Genomic DNA, 19,177 nt, shown 5'->3' on the forward strand with positions numbered 1-19,177 from the left:
AATGGGGGAAGAGCGCGTTATCGGCGCTGATGCATTCCCGGATTCCTTTGCCGAATTTCACGTGGCAATGAGCGGTTCGCGTGCTGCTTTTGCGATTCCCCATTCCCGATTCCCCACTCCCCGCCCCTGATGCACACCCCCCTGCGCCGCCGCCTGCGCCTGGCTCGCCGTTTCGCGTTCTACGCGGTGGCGATCGCGCTGGTGTGCGTGGCGTTGGCGGTGGGGGCGCTGAGCCAGGCGCTGCCGTTCGTGGAGCGGCATCCGCAGCAGGTGGCGGCGTGGCTGAGCGAGCGCGCCGGGCGGCCGATCCGGTTCGATCGGCTGGAGACGGCCTGGACCCGGCGCGGCCCGCTGCTGCGCCTGGACGGGCTGCGCATCGGCGCCGGCGACGGCGTGCGCATCGGCCAGGCCGAGGTGCTGGTGTCGATGTACGCCGGACTGCTGCCCGGGCGTTCGTTCACCGAACTGCGCCTGCGCGGCCTGGCGCTGACCCTGCTGCGCGGCGACGACGGCAACTGGAGCGTGCAGGGCCTGCCGACCTCGGGGCAGGGCGGCGATCCGCTGGATGCGCTGGAAGGGCTGGGCGAACTGCAGGTCATCGATGGCCGCCTGCGCGTGCACGCCCCGTCGCTGGGGCTGGAAGCGCAGGTGCCGAAGATCGACCTGCGGATGCGCGTGAACGGCGAGCGCCTGCAGGTGGGCGTGCAGGGCTGGAGCGATCTGCAACAGGCGCCGCTGACCGCGGTGCTGGACCTGGACCGCCGCCGCGGCGACGGCCAGGCCTATCTGGCGGTGCGGCCGGCGGAGCTGGCGGGCTGGGCCGGCCTGCTGCATGCGGCGGGCATCGAACTGCAGGGCGGCGTCGGCGAAGTCCAGGCCTGGCTGGACCTGCAGCAGCGCCGGGTCGCCGGGGTGACCGTCGACGCCACGCTGCGCGAACTGCGCCTGCGCGGCGCGCCGCTGGCCGACGGCCGCACCCGGCCGCAACTGGCCTTCACCACCTTCCGTGCGAAGGCACGCTGGCGCCAGATCGACGGCGGCTGGCGGCTGGATGCGCCGCAGCTGCAGTTCGGCCAGGCCGGGCAGCCGCTGCAACGCCTGGACGGGCTGACCGTCGCCGGCGGGCGCCGTTACGCCCTGTTCGGCGACCATCTCGACGTGGCGCCGCTGATCGCCGTGGCCGGACTCAGTGACCGCCTCTCGCCCGGCCTGCGCAGTTGGCTGTCGGTGGCGAAGCCGCGCCTGCAACTGACCCAGGTGGCGGTGAGCGGGGTGCCCGGCGGCCCGTTGTACGGCCAGGGCCGCCTGGCCGAGCTGGCGTTCGCGCCGGCCGGGGGGGCGCCCGGGGTGAACGGGCTGCGCGGCCGCTTCGACGGCGATGCGCAGGCCGGCGAACTGGCGCTGGAGGCCGGCAGCCCGGTCCGGGTCGACTGGCCCAGCGGCTTCGGCGTGGTCCACCAGGTTCAACTGGCCGGGCGCATCGTCGCCTTCCGCGACGGCGACGGCCTGCGCGTGGCGACCCCCGGGCTGCGCGTGCAGGGCAGCGACTACGGCGCCGACGTGCGCGGCGGGCTGCGCTTCCAGGGCGATGGCTCGCGGCCGTGGATCGACCTGGCCGCCGACCTGCAGGACGCGCCGGTGGTGGCGGCCAAGAAGTTCTGGGTGCACTCCAAGATGAGCAAGGCCGCCACCGACTGGCTCGACGCCGCGCTGCAGGGCGGGCGCTTGCGCGACGGCCACGCGCTGGTCTCCGGCGACCTGGACGACTGGCCGTTCGCCGACCACAACGGCCGCTTCGAGGCGACCGCACGGCTGGAGGACGCCAAGGTGCGCTTCCAGCACGACTGGCCGGCGGTGGAGAACGTGGACGCCAGCGTCGCCTTCATCGGCAACGGTTTCGAGGTGCACGGCCGCGGCAGCATGGGCGGGGTGCCGGTGGAGCAGCTGTCCGCGGCGCTGCCCGACTACAAGGAGGGCCAGCTCAGCGTGCTGGCCAGCACCCGCGCCGAGACCGGCAAGCTGCTGGCGATGCTGCGGCAGAGCCCGCTGCGCACCCGTTACGGCGACACCCTGGATGCGCTCAGCGCCTCGGGGCCGGCCGACGTCACCTTCGATCTGCTGCAGCCGCTGCGGGCCGACGTCGGCACTCACCACCTGCGCGGCACGGTCGACCTGCTCGGCGCGCATATCGCCGACAAGCGCTGGGACCTGGCCTTCGACGACATGCGCGGCAGCGCCAACTACAGCGATACCGGGTTCGCCGCGCAGAAGCTGAGCGTGTCCTACCAGGGCCACCAGGGCGAACTGGCGCTGCGGGCCGGCGATGGCGTGCAGGATCCGCAGCAGGCCTTCGAGGCCGCGCTGAGCGCGTCGCTGGACGCCAACGAACTGCTCGACCGGGTCCCGGAAATGGCCTGGCTCAAACCCTACGTGCAGGGCCGCTCGCGCTGGAACATCGGCGTCGGCCTGCCCAAGACGCCCGACGGCGGCGCGCAGCCGCCGACCCGGCTGCAGCTGCGCTCGGACCTGGTCGGCACCGAGCTGTTGATGCCGGCGCCGATGGACAAGGCGCCGGCGACGCCGCTGGCGACCTCGGTCAACGTGCCGCTGCCGGTCGGCAGCGGCCGCATCGAGGTGGTCTTCGGCAAGTTGATGGCGCTGGCGGCGCGCAGCCAGGGCGGCAAGACCGGCGTGCGCGTGGTGATGGGCAGCGACCATGTCGCCGACGAACCGCCCGCCAGCGGCCTGGTCGTGACCGGGCGCACCGCGGCGCTGAACGCCATCGACTGGATCAGCGTGGTCAGCCGCCCCGATCCGAACGCCGCCGCGGCCAACGGCGGCGAAGACCCGATGCCGCTGCGCCGTATCGAGATCCTCGCCGACCACCTGCTGTTGCTGGGCGGGGTGTTCGACAACACGCGCCTGCGCCTGCTGCCGCAGACCGACAGCATCGACGTGCACCTGGACGGCCCGGCCCTGGCCGGCGACCTCAGCGTGCCGACCAAGGACGGCGGCGTGCTTGGCGGACGCCTGGCGCGGGTGCATTGGCGCTCGGCCACGGCCACGCTGCCGGCGGCGAACGGCGCGCCGACCGCGGTGGTCGCCACGCCCGCCGACAATGGCGTCGCCGGCAGCGCCGGCCCGGTCCCGGCCGGCCCGTTCGCCGACAGCCTGGATCCGGCCACGATCCCGGCGCTGGCGCTGGACGTGGACGACCTGCGCTTCGGCGCGATCACCCTCGGCGCGGCCTCGCTGCGCACGCGCAAGCTCGCCGACGGCATGCAGGTGGATCAACTGCACCTGCGCTCGGACAAGCAGAAGATCGACATCAGCGGCGACTGGCGCGGCAAGGGCGCCACCGCCCATACCCAGCTCGACGCCAACGTCGACAGCCGCGACCTGGGCGAACTGATGCAGAACCTGGACTTCGGCGGCCAGGTGCGCGGCGGCGAAGGCCAGTTGAAGCTCAGCGCGGCCTGGCCGGGTACGCCGGCCGGCCTCCAACTGGCGACGGTGCAGGGCCAGCTCGACGTGGCCGCGCGCAACGGCCAGTTGCTGGAGCTGAACCCGGGCGCCGGGCGCGTGCTCGGCCTGCTCAGCGTGGCGCAGCTGCCGCGGCGGTTGATGTTCGATTTCCGCGACTTCTTCTCCAAGGGGTTCGCCTTCAACCGCATCGACGGCCAGATCCGCTTCGGCGACGGGATGGCGCGCAGCGACAACCTGGTCATCGATGGCCCGGCCGCCGAGATCAAGGTGCGCGGCGAGGCGGATCTGCGCGCGCAGCAGTTCGACCAGACCATCGACGTCAATCCCAAGTCCGGCAACCTGCTGACTGTGGTCGGTGCGGTCGCCGGCGGGCCGGTCGGCGCGGCGGTCGGCGCCGCCGCCAACGCGGTGCTGGGCAAGCCGTTGGGCAACATCGGCGCACGCACCTACCGGGTCACCGGGCCGTGGAAGGATCCCAAGGTGGACGTGATCGAGCGCGAATCGGCGCGGCCGCCGGCGCCATCGGGTACGCCCTAGATCGCGCGCCGTCCGTAGCAGCGGCTTCAGCCGCGATGGGGCGTTACCGGTAAGGCCCGTCGCGGCTGAAGCCGCTCCTGCGAGGCGATAGGGGTGACGGCACAGAGACCCGCGGCGCACTGGTCATTCGCGTTCGCTGCCGCGCGCCGCTTGCGCTGCGCGCCTTCCTCCCCCATGTTGAGCCCATGAACGATCACGCCCTGAGCCTCGCCGAAACCCGCCTGTTGCTTCCCGCCGGCCTGGATGCCGCCAGCCTGGAGCGCGCCTTCGGCACGCTGCTCGGCCCCGGCATCGATTTCGGCGACCTGTATTTCCAGCATTCGCGGCGCGAGAGCTGGAGCGTGGAGGACGGCATCGTCAAGGACGGCGCCCACTCCATCGAGCAGGGCGTGGGGGTGCGTGCGATCTCCGGCGAGAAGACCGGCTTCGCCTATTCCGACGACATCCACCGCGACGCCCTGCTGGCCGCCGCGCAGTCGGCGCGGGCCATCTCCCGCGACGGCGGCGCGCAGCCGGCGCACGCGCTGCAGCGCGGCGGCGGCCGCGCGCTGTATCCGGCACTGGACCCGGTGGACGCGATGGACAACGCGCACAAGGTGGAGCTGCTGCGGCGGCTGGACCAGTACCTGCGCGCCGCCGATCCGCGCGTGCAGCAGGTGATGGTGAGCCTGTCCGGCGGCGTGGACACGGTGCTGGTGGCGCGCAGCGACGGCGTGCTCGCCGCCGACGTGCGCCCGCTGGTGCGGCTCAACGTGCAGGTGATCGTGGAACAGCAGGGCCGCCGCGAGTCCGGCTATGCCGGCGGTGGCGGCCGTTACGACTACACCACGCTGTTCGCCGACGGCCGCCCGGAAGCCTTCGCCCGCGAGGCCTTGCGCCAGGCGCTGGTGAACCTGGAGGCGGTGCCGGCGCCGGCCGGGGTGATGCAGGTGGTGCTGGGGCCGGGCTGGCCCGGCGTGCTGCTGCACGAGGCGGTCGGCCATGGCCTGGAGGGCGATTTCAACCGCAAGGGCACCAGTGTCTACGCCGGTCGCATCGGCCAGCGCGTGGCCTCGCCCGGCGTCACCATCGTCGACGACGGCACCCTGGACGGCCGCCGCGGTTCGCTCAACGTCGACGACGAGGGCACCGCGACCAACTGCACCACCCTGATCGAGGACGGCGTGCTGGTCGGCTACATGCAGGACACGCTCAACGCGCGATTGATGGGCGTGGCGCCGACCGGCAACGGCCGCCGCGAATCGTTCGCGCACCTGCCGATGCCGCGCATGACCAACACCTACATGCGCGCCGGCCAGCACGACCCGCAGGAGATGATCCGCTCGGTGAAGAAGGGCCTGTACGCGGTCAATTTCGGCGGCGGCCAGGTCGACATCACCAGCGGCAAGTACGTGTTCTCGGCCACCGAGGCCTACCTGATCGAGGACGGCAAGGTCACCGCGCCGGTGAAGGGCGCCACGCTGATCGGCAACGGCCCGGAGACCATGCAGAAGGTGCGCATGATCGGCCACGACCTGGCGCTGGACGAAGGCGTCGGCGTCTGCGGCAAGGACGGGCAGAGCGTGCCGGTGGGCGTGGGCCAGCCGTCGCTGCTGATCGACGGGCTGACCGTGGGCGGGACGGCCTAGGAGCCGGGAGTGGGGAATCGGGAAACGGGAATCGGCAGAGCGGGCGCCGCGGTGTGCTGCGGCAGTGCCGGCCTGGCGGGGAGGTTCATCGCGCGCCGCGCTCGCTGGGCTGGGCGTGCGGCGGCCGCGGTATGCGACAGCCGACGTCGCCGCAGCTCAGTCGCGCGTGTCGTCGAATGCCTCGTCGGTGTCGGCGTCGGGGGGTTCGATTCCCGATTCGCCATTCCCCATTCCCGACGCGCCACCCAGGATCAGCTCGCGCAGTTCCCGGAACAACTCGCGGTAGGCGTGCGGCGGCTTGTTCTTCAGCCGTTCGTCCTTGGCGTTGCGGACCAGCTGGCGCAGCCGCTGGCGGTCGGCATCGGGATGCTCGGCCAGCAGTTCGGCCAGCGCGGTGTCGCCTTCGGCGAGCAGCCGCTCGCGCCAGTCCTCGACCCGGTGCATGGCCGCCACTTCACGGCGCGCGGCGTCACTGTTGACGTCCATGGCCTCGCGGATCGCCTCCAGCACCGCCTCGTCCTCGCGCCGCATCTGCTTGGCCAGGAACGCCAACTGCCGCTTGTGCGCGATGTGCGAGGTGATGCGCTTGGTCTCGGCGATGTGCGGCAGCAGCGACTCGGGCACCGGCAGCTTGGCCAGCTGCGCCGGGGTCAGCGCCACCAGCTTCTCGCCCAGGCTCAGCACTTCCAGCGCCTCGCGGCGTTGCTGGCTGCGGCTTTCGCCGCGGAATTCACCGGTGTCTTCGTCGCGTCCGCGCATGCTCGTACTACTCGATCGGGCTGGAAATCAAATCAACACATCCGGCCAGGACGGCCGGACAGGGGCGAAGGGATTCGCACAACAAGGATAAAGCATTGAACGCGATCACCCCCGATTTGCACCGCGACGACAGCCAGCAGCGCCTGGAGCGCCTGTCCGACATCGCCGAGCGGCTGCTGGCGCGCGCCCGCGCGCTCGGCGCCAGCCAGGCCGAGGTCAGCTGCAGCGAAGACCGCGGGCTGGACGTCAACGTGCGCCTGGGCGCGGTGGAGACCGTGGAATCCACCCGCGACCGCGGCATCGGCGTCACCGTCTATTTCGGCCAGTGCAAGGGCAGCGCCAGCACCGCCGACCTGCACGAATCCAGCCTGGAGGCCACCGTGGCCCAGGCCTGTGCGATCGCCCGCTACACCGAGGACGACGTGGCCGCCGGGCTGGCCGACGCGGCGCTGATGGCCCGCGAGCAGCCGGATTACGACCGCTGGCATCCATGGCCGCTGCAGGCCGAGGAGGCGATCGACCTGGCGCTGGCTTGCGAGGCCGCGGGCCGCGACGCCGATGCGCGGATCAGCAATTCCGACGGCGCCTCGGCCGGTACCAGCGAGAGCCTGTCGGTCTACGCCAATTCGCACGGTTTCATCGGCTGCGAGCGCAGTACCCACCATTCGCTCGCCTGCACGCTGATCGCCGGGCAGGGCGACGGCATGCAGCGCGACGGCTGGTACAGCAGCGCGCTGGCGCGCGAAGACCTGGAGCGCGCGTCGGCGATCGGGCGCCGCGCCGCCGAGCGCACGGTGGCGCGGCTGCAGCCGCGCTCGCTGCCGACCGGCGAGGTGCCGGTGCTGTTCGCGCCGGAGACGGCACGCTCCTTGATCGGGCATCTGCTCGGCGCGGTGTCCGGTGGTGCGCTGTATCGCCGCGCCAGCTTCCTGCTCGACAGCGCTGGCACCCGCCTGTTCCCGGAGTGGTTCGCGATCGACGAGCGGCCGCACCTGCGCCGCGGCCTGCGCTCGGCCGCCTTCGACGGCGAGGGCGTGGCCACCCGTGAGGCGCCGCTGGTGCGCGACGGCGTGTTGCAGCGCTACGTGCTGGGCAGCTACTCGGCGCGCAAGCTCGGCCTGCAGACCACCGCCAATGCCGGCGGCGTGCACAACCTGCAGGTGGCGGCCAACGCGGCGGACCTGCAGGCCATCGTCAAGGGCCTGCCGCGCGGCCTGCTGGTCACCGACCTGATGGGCAACGGCGTCAATCCGGTGACCGGCGACTACTCGCGCGGCGCCGGCGGGTTCTGGATCGAGAACGGCGAAATCGCCTATCCGGTGGACGAGATCACCATCGCCGGCAACCTGCGGCAGATGTTCCAGGACATCGAGGCGGTCGGCGCCGACATCGACGTGCGCTCGCACGTGCACATCGGCGCGGTGCTGGTCGGCAGGATGACGGTGGCCGGCAACGACTGAGCGCTCCGATGCAGGCAGCGCGCAAGGATGCTTAGGCATGCAGGCAACCGACACCGAGAACGCGATCACCGGCGGCCCCGCCTCCGCGTGGGAGCGCGTGCTGGCGGCGTTTGCGCACCTGTCGATGTGGATCGGCTTGTTCGCCGCGTGCAATGTGCACCTGGGCGACGCGCTGTGGTGGCTGCTGTTGCTGTGGCTGTTGCCGGGCGTGCAATGGTGGGTGCTGCGGCGCACACAGCCGTTCGCCGCCGAACACGCGCGCCAGGCCATGCGGCTGGGCCTCGGCCTGTCGCTGCTGAGTGCGGTTTTGCTGGCGCCGGCCCTGCTGATCTTCGGTGCCGCGCTTGTGTTCGGGCCGCTGCTGATCCTCATGCTGCTGGCGGCGCTGTGCCTCAGCCTGTGCGCCGCGGCCAGGGCCATGCGCGGTCGGCGCTACCGCTATCCGCTGCCGTATGGAAGCGTTCGTTAGCGTGGCGCCCGGCGCGGCGAGGGCATTCGGCCCTTCGCGAAGTCCGGCGCGGTGCGCCTGGATCGCTTGACAGCGCTACGCCGGCCGCCGAGAGTGACGCGCCAACGTCTTGTCCCCTCACCACCAAAGGAACGGAATACCGATGAGCGAATTCGACAACGTCACCGCCCCGCCGCCGCCGCCGGCCTCGGCAGGGCCGCAGGAAGACCGCACGGTCGCGCTGATCACCCACCTGTCCGGGATCATCGCCGGTTTCATCGTGCCGCTGATCATCTGGCTGATCAACAAGGACAACCCGGCCAAGTCCTTCCTCAACGATCAGGCCAAGGAAGCGCTGAATTTCCAGATCACCGTCGCCATCGCGTACGTGATCTGCGTGGTGCTCAGCGTGATCGTCATCGGCGGCCTGCTGATGCCGGTGGTGTGGGTGGTGAACCTGGTGTTCTGCATCCTGGCCGGCATCAAGGCCAACGAAGGCGTCGCCTACCGCTACCCGTTCGCGCTGCGCTTGATCAAGTAAGCGCCGCTGCAACGCGTCTCCAAAGGCCCGGCCGCTGCGCCGGGCTTTTTTTGTGTCTGGGAGGCCTGCCGGCAGAGTGGAGCGCAGGCCGTCCACCGCGGCTCCACCGGCGCGTTTGCAAGGCGCTCGCCATTGCGCAGCGAGGTCGACTACCAGAGCGAACGCCGCCATCTGTCGCCGTGGGCCCTGAATGAGGTCCGCGATCTGCGTGCCACCAGCGACCTGCGCAGCCTGTTCCTGCGGGATTGCCCAGGTTGGAAGGATGGGTGGCCTGGGAACCCAGCCACCAAGGCGTACGGCACGGGCCGCACGCGAACCGGGCGCCGACGGCAGGTCGGCGCCCGGGCGATCACCGGCCTACCGCACTCAGTTCTGCGACGGATTGTTCTCGGCGAAGTACTCGTGGCTGTCGGCGTTCTTCACCGCGCGGGCCGGATCGCTCTTGGCCAGGCTCTTGGCCGCGCTCTGCCCGTACGCGGTGTCCTGCGTGCCGGCGACCACGCTGAAGTGGCTCATTTCGTGGATCAGGGTACCGGCCTTGGAGTCGGTGCCGGTCAGCGGCGCGCTCCAGAACGCGTTGCAGACGTAGATCTGGTACGGCTGGTTCGGATAGACGTAGGCGTAGGAGCTGTCGCTGCAGCCGCAGTTGATGGTGATCTGCCCGTTGTTCTGGTCGATCGCCGAATCGATGTTGACGAAGTTGGAGGTGGCGGTGCTGTAGCGGCTGGCGTTGTAGGCGCCGAACCAGGTGGTGTAGCGCGCGCCGGTGCTGCCGCCGTTGAGATAGGTCTTGGCGTTCTGCGAGTAGTTGCGCGCGGCACTCACCGCGCTGCCGATGGTGCTGATCTGGCTGGTGCTGCACGAGGCGTAGTTGACGCCGTTGACCACCGCCTGCGGGCCGACCATCAGGTCGTTGCGCACCGCGCGGCCGCGGCCGCCGTCCAGCCACACCGTCAGCGGCGCGCTGGCCAGCGTCTGCGGTTCGCCATCGGCGCGCAGCATGCGCGCGCCATCGGCGAACGCGGCGCCCTGCAGCGGCGCGTCGAGGCGGATGCTGTAGGTGCCGCTGCGGCTCAGGTCATAGGCCTGGCCGAGATCGATCCGTGCCTGCCGCGCTTCGCCCGGCTGCAGCACCACCATGTCGTCGGCGCGCGGCGCGGCGCGCTTGACCAGGCGGCCCACGTAATCGACCGGCTTGCCGTCGCGCTGGACCTGGAACAGCGCGTTGTCGAGATCGCCCAGCGGCAGTTCCCACTTGGGCACGCGCGCGACCTGATCGCCGGTGTTGCGGACGGTCACCGCGAGTTGGCCGCGCTGCTGGCCGTCGGCGTCGGCGACCGGCGTCAGTTCGACCTGCAGCGGCGCCGGCGTGCGCGTGAGTTGCGATTGCGCGGTAGCCGCCGAGATGATGCCGACCAGGCTGAAGCCGATTGCTGCCGAGATCCGGGATGCGTGTTTCATGCAGTCTCTCTCCGTCGAAAGTGGGCGCCCCAACACAGGGGCCGAAGCAAACTAGCCCGGTGCCGCGCGCGTGCGCGTCGCAGGCGCGTTTGTCTTCGATTTCGTCCAGCGAAGCGCGCGCCAGGTCTCAGTATGGGCACTGCGTTCGTACATCGCAGCGCGTGACTGGCGCGCTGCAGCGGCATCGACGCCGTCGCATGCGCTGGATCGAGGGCAGCGTTGCGATCGGCCAAGCGGCGCTCGCGCTGTGCGATGCACGTGCAGTGCGTGAAGCCCGCGCTGGCGGCACCTTTGCCGAAGGCGATTAGCAATGCAGAGATCTCCTTCGCTACCGTTGGCGTCAGCGCGATCTGCAGCGGTGCAAGCGGCGTCGGGCCGTTTGCGACAACGCGGGGTTGCGGTTGTGCGGGATGCGCCGGGTTGCCTGGTGTGGGAGTCAACTGTCAGGCATCCGAGACGACGGAGTAGCGGACGATCGGACCGCGAAAGCAGTCGGGACTGAAGTCCCTCCCACATTGCCCTCCGGCACCTCGTCGCGCGTTACTGGGGGATCGGCTTCCGCCGCGACGATCCGGAGTAGCGGACGATCGGACGGTGAAAGCAGTCGGGACTGAAGTCCCTCCCACCTTGCCCCCAGACACCTCGCCTCGAGTCCCTGTAGGAGCGGCTTCAGCCGCGACAGGCGTTACCGATGACGTGTGTCGCGGCTGAAGCCGCTCCTGCAACAGCACCTTTGGCCATCAAGGGCTGCGTGCGACCAGCGCCAGCATCATTCCTTGCTTTCGCGGAGACGGCGCATTTCCTGTGGCAACGACGCGTGCGGCGAGCCGCGGCAATCGCACGCGTCGAGCGCCACGCTCAGTGCGCGCGGTCGACCGCCAGCCGCGCCAGCGCCGCCAGCGCATCGGCGGAGCCGCCATAGCCGTGCAGGCTGTCCTGCATCGCCTGCGCCAGTTCGGCCAGCTTGGCCTTGGCGCCGTCCATGCCCAGCAGGGCGGGGTAGGTGGATTTGGCCTGCGCTGCGTCCTTGCCGGCGGTCTTGCCGAGCTGTTCGGAGCTGGCTTCCACGTCGAGGATGTCGTCGCGCACCTGGAAGGCCAGGCCCAGCGCGCTGGCGAAGCTGTCCAGCTGCGCGAGCGCCGCGGCGTCGGCGCCGCCGCCGAGCGCGCCCAGGCGCACGCTGGCGCGGATCAGCGCGCCGGTCTTCAGCGCATGCATCCGTTGCAGCTCGGGCAGTGCCTGCACGCGGCCGGTGGCGTCGATGTCCAGCGCCTGGCCGCCGCACATGCCGGCCGCACCGGCGGCCTCGGCCAGGGTCTGCAGCCACTGCACGCGCAGCGTCGGCGCAGCGTCCTCGGCGTTGGCCAGCAGCGCGAACGCCAGGCTCTGCAGCGCATCGCCGGCGAGGATCGCGGTGGCTTCGTCGAAAGCGATGTGCACGGTGGGCTGGCCGCGGCGCAGGGCGTCGTCGTCCATCGCCGGCAGGTCGTCGTGGACCAGCGAATAGGCGTGGATCAGTTCCACCGCCAGCGCCGGCGCGTCCAGGCGCGCAGCGTCGGCGCCGAACAGCGCGCCGCTGGCGTACACCAGCAGCGGACGCATGCGCTTGCCGCCGCCGAGGGTGGCGTGGCGCATCGCCGCGTGCAGACGTTGCGGTGCCAGCGTCGCCGCCGGCAACTGCGCCTGCAGGCCGGCTTCGACCCGCTCGCGCCAGTGCGCGAACGCCGCGTCAGCCGCCATGGGGCGGCACGGGCTCGAAGGGTTCGGCGCTGTCGGGCTGCTCGGGATCGCTGAGCAGGCGCACGCGCAACTCGGCCTGCTCCAGCGCCTGCTGGCATTGCCGGTACAGGCCCACACCGCGCTCGTAGGCGCTGAGCGACTGTTCCAGGCTCAGGTCGCCGGCTTCCATCTTCTCCACCAGCACTTCCAGTTCTTCGAGCGACTGCTCGAAGCGGGCGACCGGGGAGGCATCGTCTTGAGGCTTCTTGGGCATGGCGAAAGTGTGCGCGGCGGCGGCAGCAGGGTCAATGCGACGCGGGCGCCGGCACCGGCAGCGGATCCAGCGCCAGGCGTGCGGCGTGCGCCTGCAGCCAGGCGTGCAGCGGCGCGGCCAGCAGGTCCGGGCCGGCGGCCAGCAGCTGCGTGGCGTCGAACAGCAGCGGCAGCCGTTGGCGCTCCCACGGCGGTAGCGCCTGGGTCTGCAGCAGCTGCTTGAGCGACTGCGACTGTGCACGCCCGGGCAGGCGCAGGCGTTCGCCGCCGCGGCGTGCGCGCACCAGCAACGGCGTGTCGAAGGTCAGCGTGGTGTCGGCGAGCAGGTGCAGGCGGCGGCCGTCGGGCAACGGCAGCGGCGCGCGACCATCCCACCGCGCCTGCCAGTCGGCAGGCCAGGGGGCGGGGTCACGTTCGGCGTACAGCGTGTCGCGCCAACTGCGCACGCTGGCGCCATGCCAGGCGAACTGCGCCGCGGCGTCGGCGCGCGGCTGCAGCAGGTCGCGTTCGATCGCGGCCAGGCCGGCTGCCGGCAATGGTGGCAGCCCGGCCTGCGCGACCCAGCGCCGCAGCACGCGCGCGCGCCGTGCCGCGGGCAGGGCACGTAGCGCGACGAGCGACAGTGGGGCGCCGGGGGCATCCTGCAGGGTCTCGAGTACCGCGCGGTCGTCCGCGTCCAGCAACGCGCCGGCGTCGGCGCACAGCTCCGCGCTGCGAGCGAGGGCGGCGTCGGCATGCGGCCAGCGCTGGCGCAGCAATGGCAGCACCTGCAACCGCAGGAAATTGCGATCGAAGCCGGGATCGGCATTGCTGGGGTCGTCGATCCACCGCAGGCCGTGTTGCCGTGCATAGGCGTGCAACGCGCTGCGCGGCTGCGCCAGCAGCGGCCGCCACAGGCGACTGCCGGCAAAGTCGGACAGCGCCTGCATCGCTGCCAGGCCATCCGGGCCGGACGCGCGCAGCGCACGCAGCAGGAAGGTCTCGGCCTGGTCGTCGCGGTGCTGGGCCAGCGCCAGCCATTCGCCGGGCTGCAGCGCCTGCGCGAAGGCGTGGCGCCGCACCTGCCGCGCCGCCGCTTCCAGACCATCGCCGCTGTCGCGCGGCACCTGCACCCGCACCACCTGCAGCGGCACCGCCAGCGCGGCGCACAGCTGCGCGCACTGCGCGGCCCAGGCGTCGGCCTCGGCATGCAGGCCATGGTGCACGTGCAGCGCGCGCAGGCCTGCGGCGCGATAGGAGGGGTGTTGCGCGAGCAGGTGCAGCAGCACGGTCGAATCCAGTCCGCCGCTGAAGCCGAGCAGCAGCGGCGCCGGTGCCGGATCGGGCAGTGCGGCGGCGAGGGCGGACAAGGGGGACGTGGAGACGCGCGGAGCCATCGCGTCACTGTAGACGCAAGCGCTTGCCAGCGCGACGCGCGACCAGGGCGAGGTCTTTGAGGCTGGCCAGCGCTGAGGGAGAGACTTCAGTCCCGATGCCTTTCAGCTCGAGGCGTCGGGACTGAAGTCCCTCCCACAAGCGCAGTTCCCGGCACTCGGCACTATCCCGGTCGAATGCTCAACAAGGCGCCTGCTCGGTGTCGACCGCCAGCACGCGAAGCCCGGCCTGTGGCCAGCGCGCCACGGCGTCCGAAGCAGCGCAAAGGTGAGGGAGCTCCCTGTGGGAGGGACTTCAGTCCCGACGCGAGGAACCCGCATCTCGCAGATTCCGCGTTTCCCTTACATCGCAGCGATGCAGCGAGAGGTAGCAGAAGACGATCGTCTGGCTCCAGATGACCTCCAGAGCTGCAGTATCCCCTGTGGGAGGGGCTTCAGTCCCGACGCCTTTCGGCTCAGCGCGTCGGGACTGACGTCCCTCCCACAAGCGCAGCTCTCGGCAGCCGGCACTAACCCGATCGCCTGCTCGGCAGGGCGCCTGCTCGGTGTCGACCGCCAGCACGCCAAGCCCGGCCTGTGGCCAGCGCGCCACGGTGTCCGAAGCAGCGCAAAGGTGAGTGAGCCCCCTGTGGGAGGGACTTCAGTCCCGACGCGGGAGTTTCTCACCTCGCGGACGATGCGCTTCCGCCGACATCGTGGAGCTGCAGCAAGAGATGCGTTGCAGAGGACCAGCCTTGGCGACGTTGCCCGCGACAGCGCGGCCATGCCGCGCACGGTGATCGGCTCAGCGCTTTGGCGCCGGCACTTCGCGGTTGTGGCGGTCGATGGAGTACCAGCGGCCACCCTGCATCGGCGTATGACCGTCGGCGTCGGGTGTGCCGGCGCGGCAGCCATCGCAGACCTCGGCGACGCCGTGCGCGAACGGCCAGGCGAAGTCGTGCACCGGCGCGATCACCTCGCGCAATTGCCGGTCGTAGAAGCCGATGCGGCCGTCGACGATGCCGCGGGTGAGACCTTCGGTGAAGCCGTCCGGGCCGTTGTCCCAGGTGATCACCGGCAGGCTGTGGCCATCGGCGCGCACATAGTAGAAGCGTGCGCCGACGCTCAGCAGCGCCAGGCCGTCGCGATCGAAATGCAGGTGTCGCAACGCCTGCGGCGTCAGTACCAGGCGTCCGTCGGCGCCGAGCCGGCAGCCCGGCACCACCGGCCGGTCGCTATTCGGGTCGCCCAGTCGGCAGGCCTCGGCGGCCGGTTGCGCCGTGGCCGCCGGTACGGCGCCGAGCGCGGCAAACGCAGCGAACACTGCGCACACGGCAACGGCCGCACGCAGGCGACCGCCGTGCGACCGATACCGGCTCATTGCGCAGTCGCGGCGCTGGTCATGAAGGCCGCCGGCTTGGGCAGCTCCACCGGTACGCCGTCGCCGTTGCAGGTGCCGGCCTGGCACAGCCGCGCGCGCAGGGTCGGCGTGGCCTGCACGATCACGTGGTAGATCACGTTCTCCTCCAGGCTGCCGCGGAACGCATTGCTGCCGGGGCCGCGCGCCCAGATGCCGACGTCGTCGCCGCCATGGGTCTCGGCCTTGGTCGGCACCAGCGCTTCCTGCATGAAGTCCGGGCTTTCGGTGTCGACATGGGTCAGGTCGGGACGGCCGTTGGCCGGCTCGAAGCTGCTCGGCGCATGCGGGAAGGTCTTGACCCCGGCCGGCTGCTGGTTGCTGGCGCCGGTGTAGCCGGGGCCGTTGGCGTAGCTGAGCGTGGCGTAGGGCTGGCCGTTGCCGTCCAGCGCCAGGTCGCCGGTGTTGGCGTCCTCGCCGCTGGTGCCGCGCACCTTGCCCAGGATCGGGTTGCCGCGCTGCGGATAGCCGACGAAGTTCAGCGTATGCGAGTGGTCGGCGGTGACGATGATCAGCGTGTCCTCGGCCGAGGTCGCGTCCGCCGCGGCCTGCACCGCCTGCGACAGCGCGATGGTCTCGTCCAGCGCACGGTAGGCGTTGCCGGCGTGGTGCGCGTGGTCGATGCGTCCGCCTTCGACCATCAGCACGTAGCCGTTCTTGTCCTGCGACAGGGTGCGGATCGCGGCGCGGGTCATCTCGGCCAGGCTCGGGTCGCCGTTGGCGCTGCGGTCGCGGTCGTGGTCGAACTGCATGTGGTCCGGCTCGAACAGGCCCAGCAGCGCCGGCGCGTTCTGCGCCGCCTCCAGTTGCCCGCGGGTCCACACATAGGCGCCCTGCGGATGGCGCTGGCGCCATTCGCCGACCAGGTCGCGGCCATCCAGGCGCAGGCCGACCTTGTCGTCGTACTCCGGGTCGCGCTGTTCGACGGTGGTGAACTGCCCGCGGCCGCCGGCCAGCATCACCTGCGGGCCGCGGCCGAAGCGCGCGCCGACCATCTGCTGGGCGATGTCGCGGCAGCCCTCGGCGACCGCCTTCTCCGGCAGGTCGGCATCGCTTTCCCAGTTGCGCTCGGGTACGTGCGCATAGGTCGCGGCCGGGGTGGCGTGGGTGAGGCGGGTGGTGGTGACGATGCCGGTGCCCATGCCGGCGCTGTCGGCCAGTTCCAGCCAGCTCAGCAACTGCTTGCCGAGGCTGTCGGCGCAGGCGTCGCGCTTGCCGGCGGCCACGCCGATCGCGCCCATGTGGGTCTTCACCCCGGTGGTGATCGAGGTCATGGTGCCGGCCGAATCCGGCGTCTGCGAATCGGTGTTGTAGGTCTTGCTCAGCGCGGTGGCGGGGAACGCCTCCCACGACAGCTGGTTCTCCTCGCCGGAGGCGCCCTTGCGCTGGCCGTCGAGGATGCGCGCGGCGGCGACCGTGGTCAGGCTCATGCCGTCGCCCAGGAACAGGATCACGTTCTTGGCCTTGCCGCGCATGGCGCCGTTGTTGGCGGCCTTGGCCGCGCCGCTGCGGTACCACCACGCCGCGGTCTCGCCGGCCGGATGGGCGACGGCGGGGACGACGATTGGCGCGACGTTGGCGCTGGCGGCCGGCGCGTGCGGCGCGCTGGCGCAGGCACCCAGCAGCAGGGTGGAGGCGGCGGCGAGAGCGGAAACGGGAAGGCGCATGCGCGGAACGGGTCCTGAACGACGAAGTCCCCCGCATTATGCCGGTTGCGACAAGGCACGCCGATGACATCGCGCCTTTCCAGCCATGGCGTCGTCGTTGCCGCCGGGGTGCGCTATCGTGCGGAACCCCCGAGATTTCTGGACAGCGTCGATGAAACTGGTGACGGCCTGGTTACGCATTCCGTTCTGGCAGCGCGTGGTCGCCGGCTTCGTGCTGGGCGCCCTGGCCGGCTGGGCACTGGGGCCGACCGCGGAAACCTGGTTCAAGCCGCTGGGCGATCTGTACGTCACCCTGATCAAGATGATCGCGGTGCCGCTGGTGTTCTTCGCCGTCATCAATGCGATCTCGGCGCTGCACGGGCAGCAGTCGGTGGCCAAGCTGGGCGGGCGCACCTTCCTGTGGTTCGTGGTCACCGCGGCGCTGGCGGTCGGCGTCGGCCTGGCCGTGGGCACTGTGCTGCAGCCGGGCGCCGGCCACCTGGGCCTGCGCGTGGACAGCGCCTGGACCCCGCGCGACGTGCCCAGCCCGGTGCAGGTGCTGCTGGACGTGGTGCCGTCCAATCCGTTCTACGCGCTCACCGGCATCGGCACCAAGACCAATGCCGCCGGCGAGACCGTGCTGGCGGCCGGACGCGGCTCGATCCTGCCGGTGATCTTCTTCGCCGCGCTGCTCGGCTTTGCCATGGTCAAGCTCGGCGAGCGCGTGGCCGAGGCGCGCAAGCTCACCAAACAGATGAGCGAGATCATGATCCAGGTCACCCGCTTCGTGCTGGAGATGACCCCGCTCGGCACCTTCGGCCTGATCGCCGCGCTGGTCGGCGGCTACGGCTTCGGCAAGCTGCTGCCGTTCGGCAACTTCGTGCTGGCGCTGTACCTGGCCTGCGCGATCCACATCGTGGTGGTGTACAGCGGCCTGCTGCTGGTGCATGGCTTGAACCCGTGGAAGTTCTTCCGCGGCGCCGCGCCGGGCATGCAGGTGGCCTTCGTCAGTTCCTCCAGCTTCGCCGCGATGCCGGTGGCGCTGCGCTCGATCACCCACAATCTGGGCGTCAACAAGGACTACGCGGCGTTCGCGGTGCCGCTGGGCGCGAGCATCAAGATGGACGGCTGCGGCGCGATCTTCCCGGCGTTGTGCGCGGTGTTCATTGCCCAGTACACCGGCGTGCCGCTGACCGCCAACCAGTACTTCGTGGTGCTGATCGCCTCGGTGCTGGGCAGTTTCGGCACCGCCGGCGTGCCTGGCACCGCGGTGGTGATGGCCACGGTGGTGCTGAGTGCGGCCAACCTGCCGCTGGAGGTGATCGGCTACCTGTACGCCATCGACCGCGTGCTGGACATGATGCGCACCATGACCAACGTGACCGGGCAGATGCTGGTGCCGGTGCTGGTGGCCAAGGAAACCGGCCTGCTCGACCGCACCATCTACGAGGCGGCGCCGAGCAATGTCGGCCTGGAAGATCCGCCGGTCGACAGTTCCGGCCAGGTGCGTTGATGCTGCCGTGAGCGCGCCTGTCGAGCGCCTGCGCGCGCAGTTGCGGCAGTTGCCGGGGCTGACGCTGCGCGAGGGCGTGCTGGTGCACGACGCGTTGCCGGACGACCCGTTCGAGCAGCGGTATCTTGAGGTGCGCCGCCGCGAAGGCCGGCTCTACAGCGACGCGCAGGTGCGCACGCTGCCGCAGCCGTCCGGCGCGCTCGGCGCAAGTTACGAATGGCGGGTGCGTGCCGAATCGTGCCGGCGCCTGCTGCGCCATCTGCGTGCGCGCGGCGGCGACGGGCCGCTGCTGGAACTGGGCTGCGGCAACGGCTGGCTGTCCCATCGCCTGGCCAGCAGCCTGCAGCGCGAGGTCTGCGGCGTCGATGTCAATCGCACCGAACTGGCGCAGGCGGCGCGGGTGTTCGCCGCCGCGCCGCGGCTGAGCTTCGTCGCCGGCGACATCCTGCGCCTGCCGCTGCCGACGCAGCGGTTCGATGTGGTGGTGGTGCCGGCCTGCCTCCCTTACTTCGCCGACCCGCGTGTGCTGATCGTGCGCCTGCTGCAGCTGCTGCAGCACGACGGCGAACTGCACATCCTCGATAGCCCGTTCTATGCCGACGCCGAGCAGGCCCGCGCCAGCGCCGCGCGCAGCCTGCACTACTTCAGCGACCTGGGCTGCGCGGAACTGGCGCAGCAGTACCACCAGCACACCGACGCAGCGCTGGACGGCATCGTGTTGCGCCGGCTGTTCGACCCGCGCCGCTGGTCCGCGCGCTGCCTGCGCGCGCTGCGCTGGCGCCAGCCGCATTTCCCGTGGCTGTGCATCCGCAAGCGCGACAACCTGGCGCTGGCCGCGGCGTAGCCGACCCCATCGGCCGCCAGCGCGGCCGTGGCCGCAGGCCATTGCGGCGCCATTGCGATTGGCGGCGTCGGCGCATGGCAGACTGCCGCCTTC

14 protein-coding genes are annotated in these 19,177 nt (G+C 71.1%); 7 read left to right on the plus strand and 7 right to left on the minus strand.

Annotation, left to right across the window (positions count from 1 at the left end; genetic code table 11):
• Positions 1-129 precede the first annotated feature (129 nt).
• Together Q7W82_RS09595 and tldD are read left to right on the plus strand one after the other, a co-directional pair.
• On the plus strand, positions 130-4,023 hold the full coding sequence (locus Q7W82_RS09595; protein ID WP_242156651.1) for a YhdP family protein: 3,894 nt from the start codon (positions 130-132) through the stop codon (positions 4,021-4,023).
• A 185-nt stretch (positions 4,024-4,208) separates the two neighbouring features.
• Complete coding sequence (gene tldD / locus Q7W82_RS09600; RefSeq protein WP_160947978.1) at positions 4,209-5,651, plus strand: metalloprotease TldD; 1,443 nt, start codon at positions 4,209-4,211, stop codon at positions 5,649-5,651.
• Positions 5,652-5,807: 156 nt separating this feature from the next.
• On the opposite strand, the gene yjgA is transcribed toward tldD, so the two are convergent.
• The gene (yjgA, locus tag Q7W82_RS09605) at positions 5,808-6,410 is read right to left on the minus strand and encodes a ribosome biogenesis factor YjgA (RefSeq protein WP_242156652.1); all 603 of its coding nucleotides are present in this window, start codon (positions 6,408-6,410) and stop codon (positions 5,808-5,810) included.
• Positions 6,411-6,505: 95 nt separating this feature from the next.
• On the opposite strand from yjgA, the gene pmbA reads away from it, so the two are divergent.
• The 3 genes from pmbA to Q7W82_RS09620 all read left to right on the plus strand — a co-directional run bounded on the left by pmbA (position 6,506) and on the right by Q7W82_RS09620 (position 8,859).
• Positions 6,506-7,870, plus strand: a complete 1,365-nt coding sequence (gene pmbA / locus Q7W82_RS09610) for a metalloprotease PmbA (protein ID WP_242156653.1) — start codon at positions 6,506-6,508, stop codon at positions 7,868-7,870.
• Between the two features lie 37 nt (positions 7,871-7,907).
• Positions 7,908-8,339, plus strand: a complete 432-nt coding sequence (locus tag Q7W82_RS09615) for a DUF4870 domain-containing protein (RefSeq protein ID WP_242156654.1) — start codon at positions 7,908-7,910, stop codon at positions 8,337-8,339.
• A 142-nt stretch (positions 8,340-8,481) separates the two neighbouring features.
• Positions 8,482-8,859 (plus strand): DUF4870 domain-containing protein, encoded by a 378-nt coding sequence (locus tag Q7W82_RS09620; RefSeq protein ID WP_019797965.1) that lies wholly within the window; start codon positions 8,482-8,484, stop codon positions 8,857-8,859.
• 366 nt (positions 8,860-9,225) lie between these two features.
• On the opposite strand, the gene Q7W82_RS09625 is transcribed toward Q7W82_RS09620, so the two are convergent.
• The 6 genes from Q7W82_RS09625 to Q7W82_RS09650 all read right to left on the minus strand — a co-directional run bounded on the left by Q7W82_RS09625 (position 9,226) and on the right by Q7W82_RS09650 (position 16,748).
• Positions 9,226-10,320, minus strand: a complete 1,095-nt coding sequence (locus Q7W82_RS09625; protein ID WP_242156655.1) for a M35 family metallo-endopeptidase — start codon at positions 10,318-10,320, stop codon at positions 9,226-9,228.
• A gap of 858 nt (positions 10,321-11,178) precedes the next feature.
• Complete coding sequence (locus Q7W82_RS09630; RefSeq protein ID WP_242156656.1) at positions 11,179-12,060, minus strand: polyprenyl synthetase family protein; 882 nt, start codon at positions 12,058-12,060, stop codon at positions 11,179-11,181.
• Positions 12,050-12,313, minus strand: coding sequence for an exodeoxyribonuclease VII small subunit (locus Q7W82_RS09635; RefSeq protein ID WP_242156658.1), 264 nt, complete (start codon positions 12,311-12,313; stop codon positions 12,050-12,052). The genes Q7W82_RS09630 and Q7W82_RS09635 overlap by 11 nt, the downstream gene beginning before the upstream one ends.
• 31 nt (positions 12,314-12,344) lie before the next feature.
• Entirely contained in the window at positions 12,345-13,661 is a 1,317-nt protein-coding gene (gene tilS / locus Q7W82_RS09640; RefSeq protein ID WP_242156659.1) for a tRNA lysidine(34) synthetase TilS, read from the minus strand.
• An 808-nt stretch (positions 13,662-14,469) separates the two neighbouring features.
• Positions 14,470-14,988: a WG repeat-containing protein gene (locus tag Q7W82_RS09645; protein ID WP_242156660.1), complete on the minus strand. Its 519-nt coding sequence runs from the start codon at positions 14,986-14,988 to the stop codon at positions 14,470-14,472.
• A gap of 53 nt (positions 14,989-15,041) precedes the next feature.
• Positions 15,042-16,748, minus strand: coding sequence for an alkaline phosphatase (locus Q7W82_RS09650; protein ID WP_242156661.1), 1,707 nt, complete (start codon positions 16,746-16,748; stop codon positions 15,042-15,044).
• Positions 16,749-16,899: 151 nt separating this feature from the next.
• On the opposite strand from Q7W82_RS09650, the gene Q7W82_RS09655 reads away from it, so the two are divergent.
• Together Q7W82_RS09655 and Q7W82_RS09660 are read left to right on the plus strand one after the other, a co-directional pair.
• Positions 16,900-18,240 carry a dicarboxylate/amino acid:cation symporter gene (locus Q7W82_RS09655; RefSeq protein ID WP_242156662.1) on the plus strand — a complete coding sequence of 447 codons (1,341 nt, stop codon included), beginning with the start codon at positions 16,900-16,902 and terminating at the stop codon, positions 18,238-18,240.
• A gap of 76 nt (positions 18,241-18,316) precedes the next feature.
• On the plus strand, positions 18,317-19,084 hold the full coding sequence (locus tag Q7W82_RS09660) for a class I SAM-dependent methyltransferase (RefSeq protein ID WP_242156974.1): 768 nt from the start codon (positions 18,317-18,319) through the stop codon (positions 19,082-19,084).
• Positions 19,085-19,177 lie beyond the last annotated feature (93 nt).

Origin of the sequence: Xanthomonas indica (assembly GCF_040529045.1) — a bacterium.
GTDB lineage: Bacteria > Pseudomonadota > Gammaproteobacteria > Xanthomonadales > Xanthomonadaceae > Xanthomonas_A > Xanthomonas_A indica.

What these genes read in the sequence shown, in the direction of transcription:
- Q7W82_RS09595 (WP_242156651.1), top strand. Translation starts at nt 130, where the DNA reads ATGCACACCCCCCTGCGCCGCCGCCTGCGCCTGGCTCGCCGTTTCGCG.
- tldD (WP_160947978.1), top strand. Translation starts at nt 4,209, where the DNA reads ATGAACGATCACGCCCTGAGCCTCGCCGAAACCCGCCTGTTGCTTCCC.
- yjgA (WP_242156652.1), bottom strand. Translation starts at nt 6,410, where the DNA reads ATGCGCGGACGCGACGAAGACACCGGTGAATTCCGCGGCGAAAGCCGC.
- Q7W82_RS09615 (WP_242156654.1), top strand. Translation starts at nt 7,908, where the DNA reads ATGCAGGCAACCGACACCGAGAACGCGATCACCGGCGGCCCCGCCTCC.
- Q7W82_RS09620 (WP_019797965.1), top strand. Translation starts at nt 8,482, where the DNA reads ATGAGCGAATTCGACAACGTCACCGCCCCGCCGCCGCCGCCGGCCTCG.
- Q7W82_RS09625 (WP_242156655.1), bottom strand. Translation starts at nt 10,320, where the DNA reads ATGAAACACGCATCCCGGATCTCGGCAGCAATCGGCTTCAGCCTGGTC.
- Q7W82_RS09630 (WP_242156656.1), bottom strand. Translation starts at nt 12,060, where the DNA reads ATGGCGGCTGACGCGGCGTTCGCGCACTGGCGCGAGCGGGTCGAAGCC.
- Q7W82_RS09635 (WP_242156658.1), bottom strand. Translation starts at nt 12,313, where the DNA reads ATGCCCAAGAAGCCTCAAGACGATGCCTCCCCGGTCGCCCGCTTCGAG.
- Q7W82_RS09650 (WP_242156661.1), bottom strand. Translation starts at nt 16,748, where the DNA reads ATGCGCCTTCCCGTTTCCGCTCTCGCCGCCGCCTCCACCCTGCTGCTG.
- Q7W82_RS09655 (WP_242156662.1), top strand. Translation starts at nt 16,900, where the DNA reads ATGAAACTGGTGACGGCCTGGTTACGCATTCCGTTCTGGCAGCGCGTG.